The sequence below is a fragment of the Cellulomonas humilata genome (assembly GCF_013359775.1).
GTDB classification, from domain to species: domain Bacteria; phylum Actinomycetota; class Actinomycetes; order Actinomycetales; family Cellulomonadaceae; genus Cellulomonas; species Cellulomonas humilata.
Genome location: NZ_JABMCI010000070.1, coordinates 404786 through 423843 on the forward strand (window position 1 = coordinate 404786; position 19058 = coordinate 423843).

Below are 19058 nucleotides of genomic sequence, written 5' to 3' on the forward strand. Positions count from 1 at the left end.
CACCGTCGGCACGACGACCGCAACAGGTTTCAGGAGAGGCCGAGCGCCTGGAGGGTCGCGGGGGTGAGCTCGACGGGGTTGTCGGGTGTGGCGACGGCACGGCCGTCCTCGACCGGGTAGAAGGCCTGGGAGATGTTCACCGGCGTCGGCAGCGCATCATCGGCGGGGTCGGAGAGCAGGAGCACGTACTCGTCGCCGACCTCCAGGCCCAGCTGCACGGCGTCGTCGCACCGGGTGTAGGCGATCTCCAGGGCCGACCCCGGGGTCGCGTCGCCCGTCGCGGTCGCCACGACGTCGACCATCGCGACCGTGCGCGGGTAGCCCTCGGTGTCGTCGTCCTCCAGCGCGGTGAACGTGCCCCGCACGATGAGGTCGGCGCTGTCCTCGAGCTCCGCGGTCGTGCCGTAGGAGGGGTAGTCGGCCTGGCACGACGCCCCGGACGCGCCGGGCACGCACGAGGTGACACCGAGGACGAGGATCGCCGCGACGAGCAGGGCGGCGGCGCGCGTCACGCGGGCTTCACCACGCACCACTCGTTGCCCTCCGGGTCGAGCAGCACCTGGAACGAGCCGGCGGTGTCGTCGTGGACCTCACCGAACCTCGTCGCGCCCAGTGCCTCGGCCTGCTCGGTGGCCGCCGCGATGTCGGCGACCTCGACGTCGAGGTGCAGGCGGTTCTTCACCACCTTGCCCTCGGGCACCCGCTGGAACGCGAGGCGCGTCCAGCCGGGCGGGTCGACGTAGTGCCAGTCGTCGTCGCGCGCCCGTGGGGTGCCGCCGAGCACGTCGGCCCAGAAGCGCGCGAGCGCCCCCGGGTCCGCGCAGTCGACGACCACCTCGTCGATCCGTCCGATCATGCGGCGACGGTAGCGGGCTCCGCGCCCTCCGTGCTGGCGAACTGGGTCCGGTACAGCTCCGCGTACACACCGCCGCGGGCCAGCAGCTCGGTGTGCGTGCCCTGGTCGATGACTCGGCCGTGGTCGAGGACCACGATGGCGTCGGCCTGCCGGATGGTGGACAGGCGGTGGGCGATGACGATGCTCGTGCGGCCGGACAGGGCCTCGTCGAGCGCCGCCTGCACGGCAGCCTCCGAGCCGGAGTCGAGGTGCGCGGTGGCCTCGTCGAGGATGACGACGTCGGGCGCCTTGAGCAGCATGCGCGCGATCGCGAGCCGCTGGCGCTCCCCACCGGAGAGGCGGTAGCCGCGGTCGCCGACCACCGTGTGGATGCCGTCGGGCAGGGTCGCGACGAGCTGCGCGATGTGGGCCTGCTCCAGCGCGCGCTCGATGTCGGCGTCCGTGGCCTCCGGGCGGGCGTAGCGCAGGTTCTCCGCGATGGTGTCGTGGAACAGGTGCGCCTCCTGGCTGACCACGCCGACGGTCGCGCGCAGGGACTCGTGCGTCACGTCGCGCAGGTCGGCGCCGGCGATTCGCACCGCGCCGCGCGTCGGGTCGTACATGCGGGTGACCAGCTGGGAGATCGTCGTCTTGCCGGCACCGGAGTGGCCGACCAGCGCGACCATGTGGCCCGCGGGAACGGTGAAGCTGACGTCGCGCAGGGTGTCCTCGATCGGCTCGTTGCGCAGGGTCGCGACGGACTCCAGGGAGGCCAGTGACACCTCGTCGGCCCCCGGGTAGCGGAAGCCGACCGCGTCGAGCTCGACGGTCGCGCCGTGCGTGGCCTTCTCGACGCGCAGGTCGATCGCGTCGGGCTTCTCGGTCACCGTCGGCTCCAGGTCGAGCACCTCGAGCACCCGCTCGAAGCTGACCAGCGCGGTCATGACGTCCACCTGGACGTTCGACATCGCCGTGAGGGGCCCGTAGAGACGGGCGAGGTAGGCCGTCAGCGCGACGACGACGCCGACGGTCAGCTCGCCACGGATCGCCATCACGCCGCCGAGGCCGTAGACGATGGCGACCGCGACCGATGCGAGCGTGGTCAGGCCGACCCGGAACCAGGTGGAGTACAGGGCTCGGGTGACGCCGATGTCCCGGACGCGGCCGACCTGGGCGGCGTAGTTGGTCGACTCCCGCTCCGGGTCGCCGAAGATCTTCACCAGGTGGGCGCCCGCGACGTTGAACCGCTCGTTCATGATCTGGGCGGCGTCGGCGTTGAGGGCGTAGCTCTCCCGGGTGATCGCCGCGATCTTCTTGCCGAACCAGCGGGCGGGCAGGACGAACGCGGGGAGCAGGACGAGGCTGAGCAGGGTGAGCTGCCAGGACATGCTGAGCATGGCGGCGAGCACGAAGACGATGGTCAGCGAGTTGCTCACCACGTTCTGGAGCGTGGACGTGAACGCCTGCTGCGCACCCAGCACGTCGCCGTTGAGCCGTTGCACCAGCGCGCCCGTCTTGGCGCGGCTGAAGAACGCGAGCGGCATCCGCTGCACGTGGTCGAAGACCTCGGTGCGCAGGTCGAGGATCAGGCCCTCGCCCACCTGCGACGACACCCAGCGGTCGGCGACCGACAGGCCGGCGCTGACGATCGCCAGGACGGCGACGATCGCCGCGATGACGAGGACCACCCGGGTGTTGCCGGCGGTGATGCCGTCGTCGATGAGGTGCTTGAACAGCAAGGGGGTGACCGCGCCGGCCGCCGCCTCGAGGGCGATGAGGCCGACGAAGACCGCGAGCTTGGCCTTGTAGGGGCGCGCGAACTGGAGGATCCGCCGCAGGGTGTCGCGGGTCAGCTTGTGGTCCGCCACGGTGCGGTCCTTGGCGAAGCTGCGCATGTTGGGGCTTCCGGTCGTCATGGACACGGGCCCACCTCCTTGGTTCTGGTGCGTCCCTGGGGGAACCGGCCGGGGTGGTGGCTGATTCCGGGGACTCGTGATGCCGATGCTGAGGTTAACTCACTATGTGCTTGGATCACAACTTGGGATAGTCTCTGCCCGTGAACGAGTCCGGTGAGCTGCTCGAGCTCCTGCATGGCGTGCTCCGTGGCGTGCGGCGCGATGCCGCTGCCCAGCTCGAGGTGCAGGGCACGACGCCCGGACAGCTGCGGATGCTGCGCACGCTGGAGCGGTGCGACGGGCCGTGCCGGCTGGGCGAGCTGGCAGCGTCGCTCGACGTGGCACCGCGGTCCGTGACGTCGAAGGTCGATGCCGCCGAGGCCGACGGGCTGGTCCGACGACTGCCCGACCCGACCGACCGGCGCGCGACCCTGCTGGAGCTGACGCCTGCCGGGCGTTCCTTGTTGACGGCGATCTCCGCGCAGCGGCACGAGGGGGCGGCGGAGCGGCTGGGGCGGCTGTCGCCGGACGACCAGGCGGAGCTGCTGCGGTTGCTGCGGGTGGTGGGCGACTAGGGGCTGTGGGCGGCTCGGCGCAGGGGTCTGTGGATATGTTTCCGCAGGTCAGGAGTTGTTTCTCCTGTTCGAATCGCCTACAGTCGTACGTATGTTCGAAGCCGTGCACGAAGGATCGACGAGGGCTGCCGAGCCCCTCGCGCACCTGCGTGCGTCGGCGTCGGCCCTCGTCGAGCGGGTCGCCGAGTGTGCGGACTGGTCGGGCTCCGAGCGGTCGGCGGCGCTGACGTCGCTCGACCTCGTCGCGGCGCAGCTCTCCCGGGCACGCGCGCGGTTGCTCGTGGCGGAGCGCGACGCCGGCACGTCGCAGCGACCGGGGGACCGGTCGTTCGAGGCCGCACGGGCGCGGCTCACCCGCACGGGAACGGCGGAGGCGACCCGCGAGGTCCGGCAGGCCGACGCGCTGGTGTCGATGCCGGCCGTGGCGGACGCGGTCGGCGACGGGCGGGTGCCGCTCGGCCACCTGGACGTCCTGGCGCGGGTCGCCGCGACCGCGTCGCCGGAGGTCGCACAGGTGCTCCGGTCGGCGGACATGCAGGCGACGGTGGTGCAGCTGGCGTCCGCGCAGTCGGCGCCGGACTTCGCGCGCTCCCTCGCGCAGCTGGCCGCGGCGCAGGACCCGCAGGCGCTGGAGGACTCGCACGAGGCCGCCCGGCGCGAGCGGTCGCTGGTGCTCTCGCACCAGGCACGGGGGACGTACCTGAAGGGGTTCCTCGACCGGGTCGCCGGTGAGGCGCTCCAGGCGGCGCTGGACTCCACCGGGCAGGCGCCCGACGAGACGCGGTCTCCCGCGCAGGCGAACGCCGATGCCCTGGTGGCGCTGGCCCGGCGCGCGTGTGCGGGGCTGGAGGCGGGACCGGCAGCGGCCGGCGGTGCGACCGCGCCCGGAGCGGGCAGCAGGCCGCATGTGTCGCTCATCGTGCCCGCGGAGACGTTCGCCGCCTTGCGCGATCACCAGCGCAGCCGCGAGGCAGTGGTCGGCCCCGAAGAACGTGCCGTGATGGTCGACGACCTCGGCTCAGTTGGGTCAACGAGTCCAGCACCTGTGGCGTGGGCACCGGTGGTGCCTGCGACGCTGGAGGACGGGACGCCCGTCGCCATGTCGGAGCTGGCGCAGGCGCTGTGCGACTGCGAGATCGCGCGGATCGTCATGAGCGCGGAAGGAGTGCCGCTGGATCTCGGGCGCACCAAGCGCACCTACGCAGGCGTGCACCGGCGGGCGGTCGTGGCGCGGGACCGGCAGTGCGCCTGGAACGGGTGCCACACGTCGGCGCGCTGGTCGCAGGTGCACCACAGCCGCTGGTGGGACCGGGATCGCGGCTCGACCTCGATCGAGAACGGCGTGCTCCTGTGCGACTACCACCACCACGAGGTGCACCGGCTGGACCTGACGATCGAGCGCCACGCCAGCCGACGAGTCCTGTCCGGCCGGCCGCCCGACGCCGAGCCCCCGTTCGCACCGATGCGCTACACGTTCCGCCGGCGACGCGACGGTCGGACGATCAACGCGCCCGACGTGTCCGGCGGGACTGACGTGCGCTCGATGCGCGACGACGCACGGGGCTCGGCGAGCCGCCAGTGACGGGCAGGGAGAGTGAGGGGTCGCTCCAGCGAACCGTGGGGACGATCGGCCCACCGGGTGCTTCGTCGGCACACCATCATGGGTCCATGCCCACCGCGCCCGACGACGACGAGCTCGAGCTGATCCGCCGGTCCGGCGTCGTGCTGCGGGTCGGGCGGCTGAGCCTGTCGGCGGGGACGGGGTCGTACCGGGTCAAGGCGTCGATGGCCCGGGTGGCCCGGGCGCTGGGCATCGACCGGCACGAGGCCCACGTGACGCTGACGGAGATCACGACGACCTCGCACCGGGGCCCGAGCTTTCGGACCGAGGTCGTCGAGGTGCGCACCATCGGCGTCAACGTCGACCGGCTGACCAGCCTCGAGCACCTCGCCGGTCGGCTGGAGTCGGCCGGGCACGCGACCGTCGAGGCAGTCTCCGCCGAGCTGGACCGCATCGCCGGCAAGCCGCCCCTGTACCCGGTGGTGCTCAACGCGCTATGGGCGGCGATCGCGTGTGCCGCCTTCTCGTTCCTGAACAGCGGAGGGGTCGTCGAGGTGCTCGGGGTGTTCGTCGGGGCGTTCCTCGGCCAGGCCCTGCGGCGCACGATGCTCCACCGCGGGTTCAACCAGTTCGGCGTCACCATGCTCTGCGCGACGGTCGCGTGCCTGGGCTACCTGGGGTTCGTGGGCCTGCTGGACGTGACGGGTGCGACGGGTGCCGGGCACGACGCCGGGTACGTCTCCGCGGTGCTGTTCCTGATCCCCGGGTTCCCGCTGGTCACGGGCTTCCTGGACCTGGCCAAGCTGGACTTCTCGGCGGGGGTCGCGCGGCTGACGTACGCGCTGATGATCCTCACGTCCGCCGCGCTCGCGGTCTGGGCGCTCTCCCTGATCGTGGGGCTCACGCCCGACCCGCCGACCCCCGCCGCCCTGGACCCCGGCCTCCTGATGACTCTCCGCTTCGTCGCCAGCTTCCTGGGCGTCCTCGGCTTCGCGCTCATGTTCAACAGCCCGTGGCGGATTGCGCTCGCCGCGGCCGGCGTCGGCATGGTGGCCAACGTCCTGCGCATCGTGATGGTCGAGGGCGCCGTGCCCCCGCAGGCGGCCGCCGCGGTCGCCGCGCTCGTGGTCGGGCTGCTGACGGCGGTCGTCGCGCCGCGGCTCGACGTCCCCCGGATCACCGTCTACGTCCCGGCGGTGACGATCATGGTGCCGGGCGTGCTGGCGTACCGGGCGGTGTTCCACATCTCCAACGGAGAGACGGTCGAGGCGCTCTCGTTCGGGGTGCAGGCGGCGCTGGTCGTCGCCGCGCTCGCGATCGGGCTGGCGATCGCCCGCATGCTGACCGACCGGACGTGGGCGTTCGAGCGCTGAGGTCTACACCTGCTGCGCGCGCTGCAAACGGGCGTAGCGTCCGTCGGCGGCGAGCAGGTCCTCGTGCGTGCCGACCTCCACCACGCGGGCGCCGTCGAGGACGACGATCCGGTCGGCGGAGCGGATGGTCGAGAGCCGGTGCGCGACGACGAGCGTGGTCCGTCCGCGCATGAGCCGCGCCAGCGCCTCCTTGACGGCGGCCTCCGACTCCGGGTCGAGGGCGGACGTGGCCTCATCGAGCAGCAGGATGCGCGGGTCGCGGACGAGGGCCCTCGCGATCGCGATCCGCTGCCGCTGGCCGCCGGACAGCCGGGCGCCGCGCTCGCCGACCACGGTGTCCCAGCCGTCGGGGAGGGCGTCGACGATCTCGGCCGCGTTCGCGTCGACGAGCGCCTGACGGACGCGCGCGTCGGTGGCCCGCGGCATGCCGTAGGCGACGTTGTCCCGGATGGACCCCTCGAACAGCACCGACTCCTGGGGCACGACGGACACGTGCCGGCGGACGGAGCGCAGGTCGAGGTGGGCGGTGTCGACGCCGTCGAGCAGCAGCCGCCCGCCGGTGGGGCGCAGGAAGCCGAGCGCGAGGTTGAGCACGGTGGACTTGCCGGACCCCGAGGGTCCGACGAACGCGACGGTCTGCCCGGCCTCGATGTCGAGGTCGATGCCGTCGAGCGCATCGGTGTCCGCGTCGGGGTAGCGGAAGTGCACGTGCTCGAGGGTGAGCCGGCCCTCCACGTGGTCGACCCGGCGCTTGCCGGCGTTCTCCTCCAGGTCGGGCTCCTGCATGACCTCCGCGATGGACCGGACCGACTCGAGGCCCTTGGCGCCGATGGGCAGGAGCATCAGCAGGTTGGTCACCGAGCCGGTGATGAGCGCGAAGTAGGAGCTGAGCAGCACCACCTGGCCGGGCGTGATCGAGATGACGCCGGTGATCGAGACCCAGGCGGCCAGTACCAGGCAGAGGACGCCGAGCAGCTGGAGGCTGACCCAGCTCAGTGACGCGAACCGGCCGTTGAGCACGTCGAGCCGGTACCCGGCGGACCGGACACCCTCGGCGCCGACGGCGACGCGCTCCTCGGCGGTGGACTCCAGGCCGTGCGCGCGGGTGATCGGCATCAGCGTGGCCATCTCGCCGACGCGGGCGGAGAAGTGCTCGACCTCGCGGCGGAACGACTCGTTGCGCTCGCGCGACCGCCGCGCCAGCACGAACCGCAGCAGGACTGCGAGCGGGATGGTCAACGCGTAGACGGGCAGGAACTCGGGGACGGCCAGCGCGGTCATCACGATCGCGCCGAGCATCACCATGGTCGCGGACAGCAGGGGGTGGGCGATCTGCTGGAGCATCACCTCGACGTTCTCGACGTCGCGGACCACCTTCGTCTGCACGATCGAGGCGCTGACCCGCGAGTGGAACCCGATCGACAGGCTCTGCAGCCGGGCGGTCAGGCCGTTGCGCAGGTCGGCGCCGATCTGCCGGACCGCGCCCATGAACAGCTTGGTCCACTGCACGTGGTTGGGGTAGTTCTGCAGCAGGGCGGCGACCGCGACCGCCGCCCAGAGCCAGAGCTCGCTCGTCGGACCACCGGAGACGACGACGTCGATGACCTTGCCCGTGATCACGGGCATGAGCCAGAGCGGGACGTCCTTCATGGTGAAGAACGCGACGGCGGACAGGACCCGTCGTCGGTGTGCTCCGAGCAGGCGGACGACGGACCGGACCGGGTGGGCGCCGTCGATGTCGATCACGGCGAGGTGCGGGTGGGGGCCGGCTGTCACGGGTTCCATCGTGACATCCGGGCACGTCCCGTGGATAGCGCCTTCCGAGGTGAGATCGGATCGATTCGACGAGACCGTGCGTGGACGGCGGGTTGACGCCTGCCCGGATTCCACTAGGTTAGGCGAGGCTTACTTAGGACTACCTAAGAACCGTCGCGAGAAGGGGCTCTCCGCGTGCACGAGCTGTTGTCCGCCACGTCCGCCGACCGGTACGTCGAGGCGATGCGCGAGACCGTCGACCGGATCGCCGGCCGCCTGCGCGACACCCCGCAACCGTTCTCGGGCGCGAGCCGCGAGCAGCTCCAGGAGCTCGTGGACTCGGTCGACCTGGATGCGGTCGGCCTCGGGACCGCGACCGCTCTGCGGGAGGCCGACGACCTCGTCGGCGAGCACGCGGTCTGGTTCCACCACCCGGCGTATGCGGCACACCTGAACTGCCCGGTCGCGGTGCCGGCAGTGGTTGCGGAGGCGTTCATCGCGGCCGTGAACCCGTCGCTGGACACCTACGACCAGTCGACGGTCGGGACGCTGATGGAGCGCAAGCTCGTCGACTGGACGTGCGGCCGGATCGGGTTCGCGGCCGGGGACGGGGTGTTCACGTCGGGCGGCACGCAGTCGAACCTGCAGGCGCTGCTGATGGCGCGGGACGCGGCCGGCGCGCAGGGGACGGGGCTGGTCATCCTCGCCACTGCGTCCAGCCACTTCAGCGTCCAGAAGTCCGCGCGCCTGCTCGGGCTGGGCGACGAGGCGGTCCTCCTGGTCCGCACCGACGCGCACGGCCGGATGGACCCGGCGGCGCTGGCGGGTGCGCTGGACACCCTGGCGGCGATCGACCGGGTGCCGATGTGCGTCGTCGCGACCGCCGGCACCACCGACCGCGGACGGATCGACCCGCTGGACGCGATCGCCGACGAGTGCGACCGGGCGGGCGTCTGGTTGCACGTGGACGCCGCGTACGGGTGCGGGCTGCTGGTGTCGCCCACGCGGCGGCACCTGCTGGACGGGATCGAGCGAGCGAGGTCGGTGACGGTCGACTTCCACAAGAGCTTCTTCCAGCCGGTGTCCTCCAGCGCGGTGCTGGTGCGCGAGCCGGCCGACCTGCGGTACGTCACGTGGCACGCGGACTACCTCAACCCGGCCGACGCCGAGGAGCCGAACCAGGTGGACAAGTCGCTGCAGACGACCCGCCGGTTCGACGCGCTCAAGCTGTGGACCACGCTGCGGGCGCTCGGCGCGGACGGCATCGGGTCGATGTTCGACACGGTGCTGGACCTGGCCGCGCGGGTGCACGACGAGCTGGAGCGGGACGTCGACTTCGAGCTGATCGGCCGCACCCAGCTGAGCACGGTCCTGTTCCGGTACCAGCCGGTCGACGTGTCGGACGCGCAGGCGGACCGGCTGGTGCCGCTGGTGCGGCGCGTCCTGTTCGAGTCGGGACGGGCCGTCGTCGCGAAGACCGTGGTGGACGGGCGGCCGTGCCTCAAGCTCACCCTGCTCAACCCCGACACCACGCTGGACGACGTGCGCGGGGTGCTGGAGCTGGTCCGGGGAGCGGCCTCGGCGCTGGTCGAACGCGACGACCTGGTGGGCGCAGCCGAGGTGGGTGCCCGATGAGGGTCCACGACGTCGTCGGCATCGGGATCGGGCCCTTCAACCTGGGGCTCGCCGCGCTCAGCGCGCCGGTCGACGGCCTGGATGCGGTGTTCCTCGACGCCGCCGAGGAGTTCCGCTGGCATCCCGGGATGATGATCGAGGGCGCCACGATCCAGGTCCCGTTCCTCGCGGACCTCGTGTCCATGGCGGACCCGACCTCGCCGTACTCGTTCCTCAACCACCTCAAGGCGACGGGTCGGCTGTACCCGTTCTACATCCGCGAGAGCTTCTACCCGCTGCGCGCGGAGTACGACGCCTACTGCCGGTGGGTGGCCGCGCAGCTGCCGTCGCTGCGGTGGGGTCGGCGCGTCGTCGGGCTGGAGCAGGAGGGCGACCACTACGTCGTCACCACCGACCGCGGCGAGTCGTACCGGGGGCGGCACGTGGTGCTCGGGGTGGGGACGCAGCCGGTGGTGCCGGAGCACGTGCGCGGGCCGGTGGTGCACAGCGCCGGCTACCTGGCTCATCGGGACGCGCTGCGCACCGCGGGGTCCGTCACGGTGGTCGGCAGCGGGCAGTCGGCCGCGGAGATCTACCGGGACCTGCTGGGCACCACGCACCGGCTGGACTGGGTGACGCGGTCGCCGCGGTTCTTCCCGATGGAGTACACGAAGCTCACGCTGGAGCTGACCTCCCCGGAGTACACCGACCACTTCCACGCGCTCCCCGCGGAGCTGCGCAGGCGGCTGGGACGCGAGCAGCGGTCGCTCTACAAGGGGATCAGCGGTGACCTGGTCGACGACATCTACGACACCCTCTACCGCCTGAGCCTCGACGGCCCGGTGCCGACGACGCTGCTCACCGACACCGAGCTGCTCGGCGCCGCGTGGGACGGCGGCGCGTTCACCCTGACCCTGCGGCACGCCCAGCTGGACGAGGTCTACGAGCGCCGGACGGACGCGCTGGTGCTGGCCACCGGGTACACCGCGCAGGTGCCCGACTTCGTGCTCGGCATCCGGCACCTGCTCGACTGGGACGACACCGGGAGGTTCGCGGTCGCGCGGGACTACTCGGTCGACGGCGGGCGCGGGCGGGTGTTCGTGCAGAACGCCGAGGAGCACACCCACGGCCTGACCGCGCCGGACCTGGGGTTCGGGGCGTGGCGGAACTCCTCGATCCTCGCGTCGATCACCGGCCGGGAGGTCTATCCGATCGAGCGGCGGATCGCGTTCCAGCAGTTCGGCGTGCCGGCGGGGGCGGCGGTCCGATGAGCATCGAGATCCTGCCGCTCGACCGGCACCGGTACGCACCCCTCGTGCACGGCTGGCTCACGCATCCCGCGTCGGCGTTCTGGCAGATGGGCGGGCTGTCCCTCGACGACGTCCGCGACTATCTGGCCGGCGTCGCGGCCGACCCCCGGCAGGACGCCTGGATCGGGTTCGTCGACGACGTGCCCACGTTCCTCGTCGAGACCTACGACCCGACGGTCCTGCTGCTCGCCGAGGTGCCCGAGGTTCAGGCCGGCGACCTCGGGATGCACCTGCTGGTCAGCCCGCCGACCGGGGAGCCGGTGCACGGGCTGACGTCGGCCGTCATGGCGGCGACCGTGGCGTTCTGCTTCGGCGAGCTGGGGGCCACGAGGGTGGTCGTCGAGCCGGACGTGCGCAACGCGCGGATCGCGGCGAAGAACGCCGAGGTCGGGTTCCGGGTGCTGCGCGAGATCGAGCTGCCGGGCAAGCGCGCGTCGCTCGCGGTGTGCACGCGGGAGACGTTCGCAGCCGTGGGGAGCCGACGATGACCGAGCTGCTCACCCGACCGATGCTCGCGCCGCACCTCAATCCCGTGGCCATGGGCGTCGCGCACCGGCACCTGGTGACCAAGGCGCTCTCCGAGTTCGCCCACGAGCGGCTGCTCGCGCCCGCCGCGGATCCGGCGGGCTATCGGGTCACGCTGGGGGACGTGGTCTACCGCTTCCGCGCCCGCCGGCTGGCGCTCGAGCACTGGGCGATCGACGAGCAGTCCGTCACGCGCACCGTCGACGGTGTGGATGCCCCGCTCGACGCCCTCGCGCTGGTCCTCGAGCTCCAGCCGCTGCTCCAGATCCCCGACGCGCTGCTCGCCGTGTACCTCGAGGAGCTGTCCTCGACGCTGGCCAGCGCCGCGTTCAAGGCGTACCACGGCGGCCCGTCGTCGATCGACCTGCTGCACGCCGACCTGCCGACCATCGAGCGCGCGATGACCGAGGGACACCCGTCGTTCGTCGCCAACAACGGCCGCATCGGCTTCGGGGTCTCGGAGCATGCGACGTACTCGCCCGAGGCCGGTACCCCGATCCGGCCGCTGTGGCTCGGGGTGCGCAAGGCATCGAGCCACCTGGCGCTCGGGACCGGGCTGGACGAGGACGCGTTCTACCTGGACGAGCTGGGCCCGCGGACCCTGGACCGGTTCGAGGCCGTGCTGCGGGCGGAGGGTGCGGATCCCGCCGACTACCGCTACCTGCCGGTGCACCCGTGGCAGTGGGAGCACCGGGTGGCCGTGACGTTCGCGCCCGACGTGGCCCGCCGCGACCTGGTGCCGCTGGGCCACGGGGACGACGAGTACGTGGCGCAGCAGTCGATCCGGACGCTCTTCAACGTCACACGGCCGGGCCGGCACTACGTGAAGGTCGCGCTCGCGATCCAGAACATGGGGTTCCTGCGGGGGCTGTCGCCGGCGTACATGCGGGACAGCCCGGCGATCAACGACTGGGTGTTCGACCTGGTCGGCGTCGACCCGACGCTCGCGGAGTGCGGGTTCGAGGTGCTGCGCGAGCGGGTGTCGATCGGCTACACCGGCGACGTCTACCACCGGACCCCCGCGTCGAACCCGCACCGCAAGATGCTCGCCGCACTCTGGCGCGAGAGCCCGGTCCCGCTCGTGGGACCGACCGAGCAGCTGGCGACGATGGCCGCGCTGCTGCACCGCGACGCCGACGGCCACGCGTTCGTCACGGCCTGCGTCCGGGCGTCGGGACTGACCCCGCAGGACTGGGTGCGGCGATATCTGCGTGCCTACCTGCGCCCGCTGGTGCACTGTCTGCTGGTGCACGAGCTCGCGTTCATGCCGCACGGGGAGAACCTCATCCTCGTGCTCGACGGGCACGCGCCGGCTCGCGTCTTCATGAAGGACATCGGCGAGGAGGTCGCCGTGCTGGGGGACCGGCCGCTGCCCGAGAGCGTGTCTCGCGTCCGGCATCCTGTCGATGCCGACGAGCAGGCGCTCGCGATCTTCACCGACGTGTTCGACGGGGTGTTCCGGCACCTCGCGGCAGTCCTCGACACGGACGGCGTGCTGCCGCAGGACGCGTTCTGGGCGCTGGTGCGCGAGTGCGTCGACCAGCACGCCGCCGACCACCCCGGCCTGGAGACGGGCGTCGATCTGCGTGCCGAGCGGTTCGCGCACTCGTGCCTCAACCGGCTCCAGCTGCGGAACACCCTCCAGATGGTGGACCTGACCGACCAGTCGTCGTCGCTCATCTACGCCGGCACGCTCGCGAACCCGATCGCATGACCGTCTTCCGTGACGCCCTCGGCGTGCCCCACGTCCGGGCGGCGGACCCGCTGGCGGTGGCCCGCGAGCAGGGCCTGGTGACCGCGCGCGACCGGGCGTGGCAGATCGAGGTGGACCGGTGGCGGGCCGAGGGGCGGCTGGCCGAGCGGATCGGCGCCGACGGCCTCGAGTGGGACCGGTTCGCCCGTCGGGCCCGGCTGGCCGACACCGCGCAGCGGGCCCACGCGGCGCTCGCGGACGAGGACCGGGCATTCGTGGACGCGTACGTGGAGGGCGTGAACGCGGGGCTGGACCCCGACGACCCCTGGCCCACCTGGGTCCCGCTCGGGATCATGCTCGTGAACCACGCGCTGTTCTCGATGTTCCCGCGGCTGCTCTGGAACGAGCACGTGCGCCTGACGCTCGGCGACGACGCGATCGACCTGTTCGACTCCGCCGAGCCGGAGAGCTCCGGCTCCAACGCGTGGGCCTTGCACGGGTCCCGGACGGCCTCCGGGAAGCCGCTGCTCGCGGGCGACCCGCACCGGATGATCGAGCTGCCGGGCGTGTACCAGCAGGTCAGGCTCGCGTGCCCGGAGTTCGACGTGCTCGGGCTGGCGTTCCCCGGGGTGCCGGGGGTGCAGCACTTCGGGCACACGGGGACGGCCGCGTGGGGGATCACCAACGCGATCGCGCACCACGTGGAGGTGTTCCGGGAGCGGCTCTCCGACGACGGTCTGTCCGCGCTCGGCCCGGACGGGTGGGCGCCGGTGAGCCGGACCGTCGAGACCATCCGCGTGCGCGATGGCGCCGACGTCGAGGTGGACGTGGTCGAGACGGACCGCGGGCCGATGGTGCTCGACGGGCTGAGCGTCCGGTTCCCCGCGCGCGTCGCGTCAGACGTCGGCTTCTCCTGCCTGCTGCCCCTGCTGCGCGCGCGGACGGCCGGCGACGTGGTCGAGGCACTCCGCGGCTGGGTCGACCCGGTCAACCGCGTGCTCACGGCCGACGCCGACGGCACGGTGCTCAGCCTCGACGCGGGACTCGTCGTGACCCGGGCGGCCGCCGACCGACGCGTGCCGCACGACGCCTGGTCGGACGCGGCGCGCCCCGCCCCGTGGCACGTGCTGGCGGAAGCGACCCCGGTGACGGAGAGCGCGGTCGACGCCAACGAGAAGCCTGCGGCCGCCACGCGCGACCTCGGTCGCGCGTACGTGGCACCTCACCGTGCACGACGGATCAGGCAGCTGCTCGACGGAGGTGGACCATTCGCGCCGGCCGACATGGCCGTGATCCACGGCGACACCCTGCAGGGCAGCGCCGACGAGCTGCTGCGCTGGGTCAGGCAGGCCGTCGGACTCTCCCCGGCCGCCGCCGCGCTGCGGGATCGGCTGCTCGCGTGGGACCGGCACATGGACGCCGAGAGCACGGACGCGGGGGCGTTCGCCGCCTGGCGCACCGAGGTCGCCCTGCTGCTGACCGCCCACCCCGCACTCGCGCCCCTGCACGCCCCGCACGGTCGCGGGGTGCTGCTCGACCCGTGGCTGGGCGTCGGACCGCGGGTGGCCGACTCGCTCGCGCGGCTGCTGGGAGCGGCGTCGCTGGGGATCGACGGGGACGCCGTGGCGCGCGAGGCGCTGGAGCGTGCAGCGCTGGAGCGCCCCAGCGCGCGGTGGGGCCATCGCCACCGTCTCCAGCCCGTCCCCACCCTGCTGGGCTTCCCCGGCCCGGTGGTCGAGCCGATCCCGCTCTCCGGCGACACCGACTGCGTCCGTTGCACGGCGAGCGTGCCGGGCGTGAGCGACGTGTCGTGGCGCGGCTCGGTCGCGCGGTGGGTGTGGGACCTCGACGACCGCGACCGCAGCCGCTGGGGCGTCCCGTTCGGGGCGTCGGGCGACCCGGCCAGCCCGCACGCCACCGACCAGCTGACCACGTGGGCAGCGGCGCGGACGGTGCAGGTGGTCACCGACTGGGCGCTGCTGCGCGAGGAGCGGGCGTGAGGCGCGGGGAGGTGGTCGACGAGCGGACGGTCGACGGCCTGGGCCGGATCACCACGCGCGTCCTCGACCCGGACGCCGACCTCGACACGATCCACGCGTGGGTCACCGCGCCCGGCACCGAGTTCTGGGGGCTCGGGTCGCTGACGCGCGAGGAGCTGCGGGACACGTACGCGTTCGTCGACGCACTGCCCACCCACCACGCGTTCCTGGTCCACCGCGACGACGAGCCCGTCGCGCTCCTGCAGGCCTACGACCCGGCCGACGACCCGGTGGGCGAGTGCTACGACGTGCAGCCCGGCGACGTCGGGGTCCACCTGCTCCTCGGCGTGGGCGGCCGCCCCGGGTCCACCACCCGGCTGCTCGGCGCGATCGTCGCGTTCCTGCTCGGTCAACCGGGGGCGCGTCGCATCGTGGCCGAGCCCGACGTCCGCAACGACCGCGCGCTCGCGCGCATGACCCGCTCCGGCTTCGTCGCCGGCCCCGTGATCGAGCTGCCGCACAAGCGCGCGCAGCTGGCCTTTCTGACCCTGCCGACACCTTCGGAGACCGCATGAGCAGCATCACCGTCACGCACGCGCCGAGCGGGCTGGTGCACGCGCACGTGGCCCGCACTGAGCGCGTCACCCCGCACATGGTCCGGGTGACCCTGGCCGGCGACGACCTGCGCCGGTTCGAGTACCGCGGGTTCGACCAGTGGTTCCGGCTCGCGGTGCCGGTCGACGACCACGCGCGGTTCGACAACCTGCCCGACCGCTTCGACACCCGGTCCTACCTGCGCTACCTGGTGCTCCCGAAGTCGACCCGGCCGGTGATCCGCAGCTACACCGTGCGCGCGTTCCGGCCGGAGCTGCCCGAGCTCGACATCGACTTCGTCTGCCACGGCACCGCGGGCGTCGCCGGTCCGTGGGCCGAGTCCGTCGAGCCTGGTGCCGAGGTCGCGCTCATCGACCAGGGCTGCGGCTGGGCGCCCGTGCCGGCGGACTGGACGCTGCTGCTGGCCGACGAGTCCGGGCTGCCGGCCGTCGCGGGGATCCTGCGGGACCTCCCTCGGGACACGGTCGGGCACGCGATCGTCGAGCTCATCGACGCCGCCGACGCCCAGGACGTCGACGCCCCCGCGGGGATGACCGTGCACTGGGTCTCCCGCGCCGACGGCGGCACCGCGCTCGGCCGGCTCCGGGAGCTGGACTGGCCCGCGGGCACGCCGTACGCGTTCGCGGTCGGGGAGTCGGCGATCGCCACGGGCGTCCGCCGGCTCCTGGTGAACGAGCGCAGCGTCCCCAAGGCCAACGTCACGTTCTGCGGCTACTGGAAGGCACCCCGGTAGGAGCCGTGGTAGGAGCCGCGTTCGTGTGAAGACTTCGTCGCGCCCAGCGGAACGAGGTCCGCACGCGAGCGATCCGCTACCGCCACTCCCCGTCGCGCATCAGCCAGCGCCCGGCCAGCTCGTCCTCCTCGCGCCAGACCTGGATGCTCCGCGGGGTGAGCCGGAAGTACGGGAAGGCCGCCGCGATCGTGCGCGGGTCGAACCCGGTCTTCGTCGCGAACGCGTCCCCGAGCGCCTCCGGCACGGTCGGCACGACCTCGACCGTCCCCTGCACCAGCACCACGTCACGGGTGAGCCCGATGCCCACCTGCACGGACGGGTTCGCGGCGAGGTTCCGGCCGGTCGCGCCGGACGCGGACGTGGCGAACAGCAGCGTCTCGTCGTGCCACAGGAACGACAGCGGGGTCAGGCGGGGGGCGCCGGTGGCGGTGTCGGTGGTCGCCACCCAGGCGTCGACGTCGTGACCGAGCCGGTAGAGGGCGTCGTTGCGGCGCTGCTCGGTGCTGCGGGGGCCGATCACTCGCGCACCCGGTCCAGGAGCAGCAGGGCGATGTCGGTGACCTCGGGGACGCCCACGGTCTGGTCGGCGGCGGCGACCCCGTCGGAGAGCATCACCGTGCAGAACGGGCAGGCGGTCGCGACGACGGACGCGCCCGTGGCGATGGCCTCCTCGGCCCGGGCAGTGCCGATGCGGGTCCCCAGGGACTCCTCCATCCACACCCGCGCGCCGCCGCCACCGCAGCAGAACGCCTGCTCGCGGTTGCGCGGCATCTCGGCCAGCTGCACGCCGGGGATCGCGCCGAGCAGCTCCCGCGGCGGCGCGTAGACCTGGTTGTGCCGGCCGAGGTAGCAGGGGTCGTGATAGGTGATGGTGCGCTCGTCTGTCGAGGGCAGCAGAGTCAGCCGGCCGTCCGCGACCAGGGTGTTCAGCAGCTCGGTGTGGTGGACCACCTCGTAGCGACCGCCCAGCTGGGGGTACTCGCGGGCGATCGTGTTGAAGCAGTGTGCGCACGTGACCACGATCCGCTGGGCGCCGACCTCGTTGAGCATCTCGACGTTGGCGCTCGCGAGCATCTGGAACAGCAGCTCGTTGCCGGCCCGCCGCGCCGGGTCACCCGTGCAGGACTCGCCGTCACCCAGCACCGCGAAGCTGACCCCGGCCGTGTGCAGCAGCTCCGCGACGGCCTTCGTCGTGCGGATGGCCCGGTCCTCGTACGCGCCGGCGCAGCCGACCCAGAACAGGTACTCGACCTCGGCCGCCGACTCCACGTCGACGCCGACCACCGGCACCTCGAACTCCAGCCCCTTCGCCCAGGCGAGCCGGTTGCGCGCCGGCAGCCCCCACGGGTTGCCCTGCCGCTCCAGCTTGCTGAACGTGCCGCCCAGCTCCTTGGGGAACGCCGACTCCATGAGCACCTGGTAGCGCCGCATGTCGGAGATCGCGTCCACGTGCTCGATGTCCACCGGGCACTGCTGCACGCACGCGCCGCACATGGTGCAGGCCCAGAGGGCGTCGGGGTCGATGACTCCCGTGCCGAGCAGGTCGAGCCCCTGATGAGAAGCGGAGCCCGCCTGCAGGTACGGAGCCGTGGCCGCCGCGTGGTCCCGCAGCGCCAGCGTGACGAGCTTCGGGCTCAACGGCTTGCCCGTCGCCCAGGCCGGGCACTGGTCCTGGCAGCGGCCGCACTCGGTGCAGGTGGAGAAGTCGAGCAGGCCCTTCCACGTGAAGTCCTCGATGGCGCCGACGCCGAGGCGCACGTCGTCGGGCAGCTCGGCCTCGCCGAGCAGGTCCACCGGGAGCGGCTGGAGCGGACCGAGCGCCGGTCCGCCGGTGGCCTCGCGGCGCGCGTACACGTTGACGATCGCCAGGAACCGGTGCCACGCGACGCCCATCGTGGGCTGGAGGCCGACGACGACGAACCACGACATCGACACGGCGATCTTCACGGTCGCGACGACGACGACCGCGTTCTCCAGCGTCGCCGTCGGCACCCCCGTCCACGCCGAGCCGAACCATGCGGTCAGCGGGAAGTGCCACGCGCTCGCCGACCCCAGCGCGTACTCCAGCCCGCGCAGCACGAGCACGGCCAGCACCACGGCCAGCACGGTCGCCTCGACGAAGAACGCCTGCGCCTGGTTCGACCCGAAGAACCGGGAGTCCTTCCGCCGGGCGCCCAGCCGGATCCGCAGCACGGTCAGGGCCACGATGCCCAGCAGAGAGGCCCACGCGATCGCCTCGATCGCCCACTCCAGCGGCGCGAAGTGGCCGATCAGCGGCAGCGCGTACCCGGGATCGACCACCTGCCCGTACCCGGTCAGCAGTGTGAGGAACAGCACGGGGAACGAGACCATCACCACCCAGTGCGCCACCTTCACCACCGGCTTGTGCTGGAACCTGCCGTGCCCCAGCACCTCGCGCGCCAGCGTCGCCAGCCGCGGCCCCACGGGGGTCAACCGCGCGGCGACCGGCCCCCCGACCCGGACGGTCCGCACGATCGCGCCGATCCCGCGCGCGAACACCGCGACCCCGACGACGGTCGCGACGATCACCAGGACCAGGCACACCACCTGCAGCGCATTCACGCCGCCACGCTA

16 protein-coding genes are annotated in these 19058 nt (G+C 72.6%); 10 read left to right on the top strand and 6 right to left on the bottom strand.

Annotated features, from left to right (window positions below; genetic code table 11):
* Nucleotides 1-29: 29 nt before the first annotated feature.
* The 3 genes from HP550_RS19005 to HP550_RS19015 are packed head-to-tail and all read right to left on the bottom strand — an operon-like array spanning nucleotide 30 to nucleotide 2751.
* Complete coding sequence (locus HP550_RS19005; protein WP_175349229.1) at nucleotides 30-512, bottom strand: hypothetical protein; 483 nt, start codon at nucleotides 510-512, stop codon at nucleotides 30-32.
* Nucleotides 509-856 (bottom strand): VOC family protein, encoded by a 348-nt coding sequence (locus tag HP550_RS19010; protein WP_175349230.1) that lies wholly within the window; start codon nucleotides 854-856, stop codon nucleotides 509-511. Before HP550_RS19010 ends, HP550_RS19005 begins: the two co-directional genes overlap by 4 nt.
* Complete coding sequence (locus HP550_RS19015; RefSeq protein WP_175349231.1) at nucleotides 853-2751, bottom strand: ABC transporter ATP-binding protein; 1899 nt, start codon at nucleotides 2749-2751, stop codon at nucleotides 853-855. The genes HP550_RS19010 and HP550_RS19015 overlap by 4 nt, the downstream gene beginning before the upstream one ends.
* 140 nt (nucleotides 2752-2891) lie before the next feature.
* On the opposite strand from HP550_RS19015, the gene HP550_RS19020 reads away from it, so the two are divergent.
* From HP550_RS19020 to HP550_RS19030, 3 genes are all read left to right on the top strand, one after another.
* On the top strand, nucleotides 2892-3305 hold the full coding sequence (locus tag HP550_RS19020; protein WP_343048270.1) for a MarR family winged helix-turn-helix transcriptional regulator: 414 nt from the start codon (nucleotides 2892-2894) through the stop codon (nucleotides 3303-3305).
* A gap of 91 nt (nucleotides 3306-3396) precedes the next feature.
* Nucleotides 3397-4887, top strand: a complete 1491-nt coding sequence (locus HP550_RS19025; RefSeq protein WP_175349232.1) for an HNH endonuclease signature motif containing protein — start codon at nucleotides 3397-3399, stop codon at nucleotides 4885-4887.
* A gap of 86 nt (nucleotides 4888-4973) precedes the next feature.
* On the top strand, nucleotides 4974-6239 hold the full coding sequence (locus HP550_RS19030; protein ID WP_175349233.1) for a threonine/serine exporter family protein: 1266 nt from the start codon (nucleotides 4974-4976) through the stop codon (nucleotides 6237-6239).
* Nucleotides 6240-6242: 3 nt separating this feature from the next.
* Here HP550_RS19030 and HP550_RS19035 read toward each other — a convergent pair whose 3' ends face one another.
* On the bottom strand, nucleotides 6243-8015 hold the full coding sequence (locus HP550_RS19035) for an ABC transporter ATP-binding protein (protein WP_343048271.1): 1773 nt from the start codon (nucleotides 8013-8015) through the stop codon (nucleotides 6243-6245).
* A 174-nt stretch (nucleotides 8016-8189) separates the two neighbouring features.
* On the opposite strand from HP550_RS19035, the gene HP550_RS19040 reads away from it, so the two are divergent.
* The 7 genes from HP550_RS19040 to HP550_RS19070 are packed head-to-tail and all read left to right on the top strand — an operon-like array spanning nucleotide 8190 to nucleotide 16463.
* Nucleotides 8190-9629 (top strand): pyridoxal phosphate-dependent decarboxylase family protein, encoded by a 1440-nt coding sequence (locus HP550_RS19040; protein WP_425484466.1) that lies wholly within the window; start codon nucleotides 8190-8192, stop codon nucleotides 9627-9629.
* Nucleotides 9626-10879, top strand: a complete 1254-nt coding sequence (locus HP550_RS19045) for a lysine N(6)-hydroxylase/L-ornithine N(5)-oxygenase family protein (RefSeq protein ID WP_175349235.1) — start codon at nucleotides 9626-9628, stop codon at nucleotides 10877-10879. Before HP550_RS19040 ends, HP550_RS19045 begins: the two co-directional genes overlap by 4 nt.
* On the top strand, nucleotides 10876-11406 hold the full coding sequence (locus tag HP550_RS19050; RefSeq protein WP_175349236.1) for a GNAT family N-acetyltransferase: 531 nt from the start codon (nucleotides 10876-10878) through the stop codon (nucleotides 11404-11406). The genes HP550_RS19045 and HP550_RS19050 overlap by 4 nt, the downstream gene beginning before the upstream one ends.
* Nucleotides 11403-13157 carry an IucA/IucC family protein gene (locus tag HP550_RS19055; protein WP_246281009.1) on the top strand — a complete coding sequence of 585 codons (1755 nt, stop codon included), beginning with the start codon at nucleotides 11403-11405 and terminating at the stop codon, nucleotides 13155-13157. The genes HP550_RS19050 and HP550_RS19055 overlap by 4 nt, the downstream gene beginning before the upstream one ends.
* Nucleotides 13154-15136, top strand: coding sequence for a penicillin acylase family protein (locus tag HP550_RS19060; protein ID WP_175349237.1), 1983 nt, complete (start codon nucleotides 13154-13156; stop codon nucleotides 15134-15136). Before HP550_RS19055 ends, HP550_RS19060 begins: the two co-directional genes overlap by 4 nt.
* On the top strand, nucleotides 15133-15690 hold the full coding sequence (locus HP550_RS19065; protein WP_343048273.1) for a GNAT family N-acetyltransferase: 558 nt from the start codon (nucleotides 15133-15135) through the stop codon (nucleotides 15688-15690). Before HP550_RS19060 ends, HP550_RS19065 begins: the two co-directional genes overlap by 4 nt.
* Complete coding sequence (locus tag HP550_RS19070) at nucleotides 15687-16463, top strand: siderophore-interacting protein (RefSeq protein ID WP_175349238.1); 777 nt, start codon at nucleotides 15687-15689, stop codon at nucleotides 16461-16463. The genes HP550_RS19065 and HP550_RS19070 overlap by 4 nt, the downstream gene beginning before the upstream one ends.
* Before the next feature lie 76 nt (nucleotides 16464-16539).
* Here the strand turns inward: HP550_RS19070 and HP550_RS22795 are convergent, their stop codons facing one another.
* The gene (locus tag HP550_RS22795; protein ID WP_175349239.1) at nucleotides 16540-16983 is read right to left on the bottom strand and encodes a nitroreductase/quinone reductase family protein; all 444 of its coding nucleotides are present in this window, start codon (nucleotides 16981-16983) and stop codon (nucleotides 16540-16542) included.
* The gene (locus HP550_RS19080; RefSeq protein ID WP_175349240.1) at nucleotides 16980-19046 is read right to left on the bottom strand and encodes a heterodisulfide reductase-related iron-sulfur binding cluster; all 2067 of its coding nucleotides are present in this window, start codon (nucleotides 19044-19046) and stop codon (nucleotides 16980-16982) included. Before HP550_RS19080 ends, HP550_RS22795 begins: the two co-directional genes overlap by 4 nt.
* Nucleotides 19047-19058: the final 12 nt, after the last annotated feature.

Excerpts from the sequence above, each read along its gene's own strand:
- HP550_RS19050 (WP_175349236.1), top strand. The coding sequence starts at position 10,876 with ATGAGCATCGAGATCCTGCCGCTCGACCGGCACCGGTACGCACCCCTC.
- HP550_RS19055 (WP_246281009.1), top strand. The coding sequence starts at position 11,403 with ATGACCGAGCTGCTCACCCGACCGATGCTCGCGCCGCACCTCAATCCC.
- HP550_RS19010 (WP_175349230.1), bottom strand. The coding sequence starts at position 856 with ATGATCGGACGGATCGACGAGGTGGTCGTCGACTGCGCGGACCCGGGG.
- HP550_RS19045 (WP_175349235.1), top strand. The coding sequence starts at position 9,626 with ATGAGGGTCCACGACGTCGTCGGCATCGGGATCGGGCCCTTCAACCTG.
- HP550_RS19025 (WP_175349232.1), top strand. The coding sequence starts at position 3,397 with ATGTTCGAAGCCGTGCACGAAGGATCGACGAGGGCTGCCGAGCCCCTC.
- HP550_RS19060 (WP_175349237.1), top strand. The coding sequence starts at position 13,154 with ATGACCGTCTTCCGTGACGCCCTCGGCGTGCCCCACGTCCGGGCGGCG.
- HP550_RS19030 (WP_175349233.1), top strand. The coding sequence starts at position 4,974 with ATGCCCACCGCGCCCGACGACGACGAGCTCGAGCTGATCCGCCGGTCC.
- HP550_RS19015 (WP_175349231.1), bottom strand. The coding sequence starts at position 2,751 with ATGACGACCGGAAGCCCCAACATGCGCAGCTTCGCCAAGGACCGCACC.
- HP550_RS19070 (WP_175349238.1), top strand. The coding sequence starts at position 15,687 with ATGAGCAGCATCACCGTCACGCACGCGCCGAGCGGGCTGGTGCACGCG.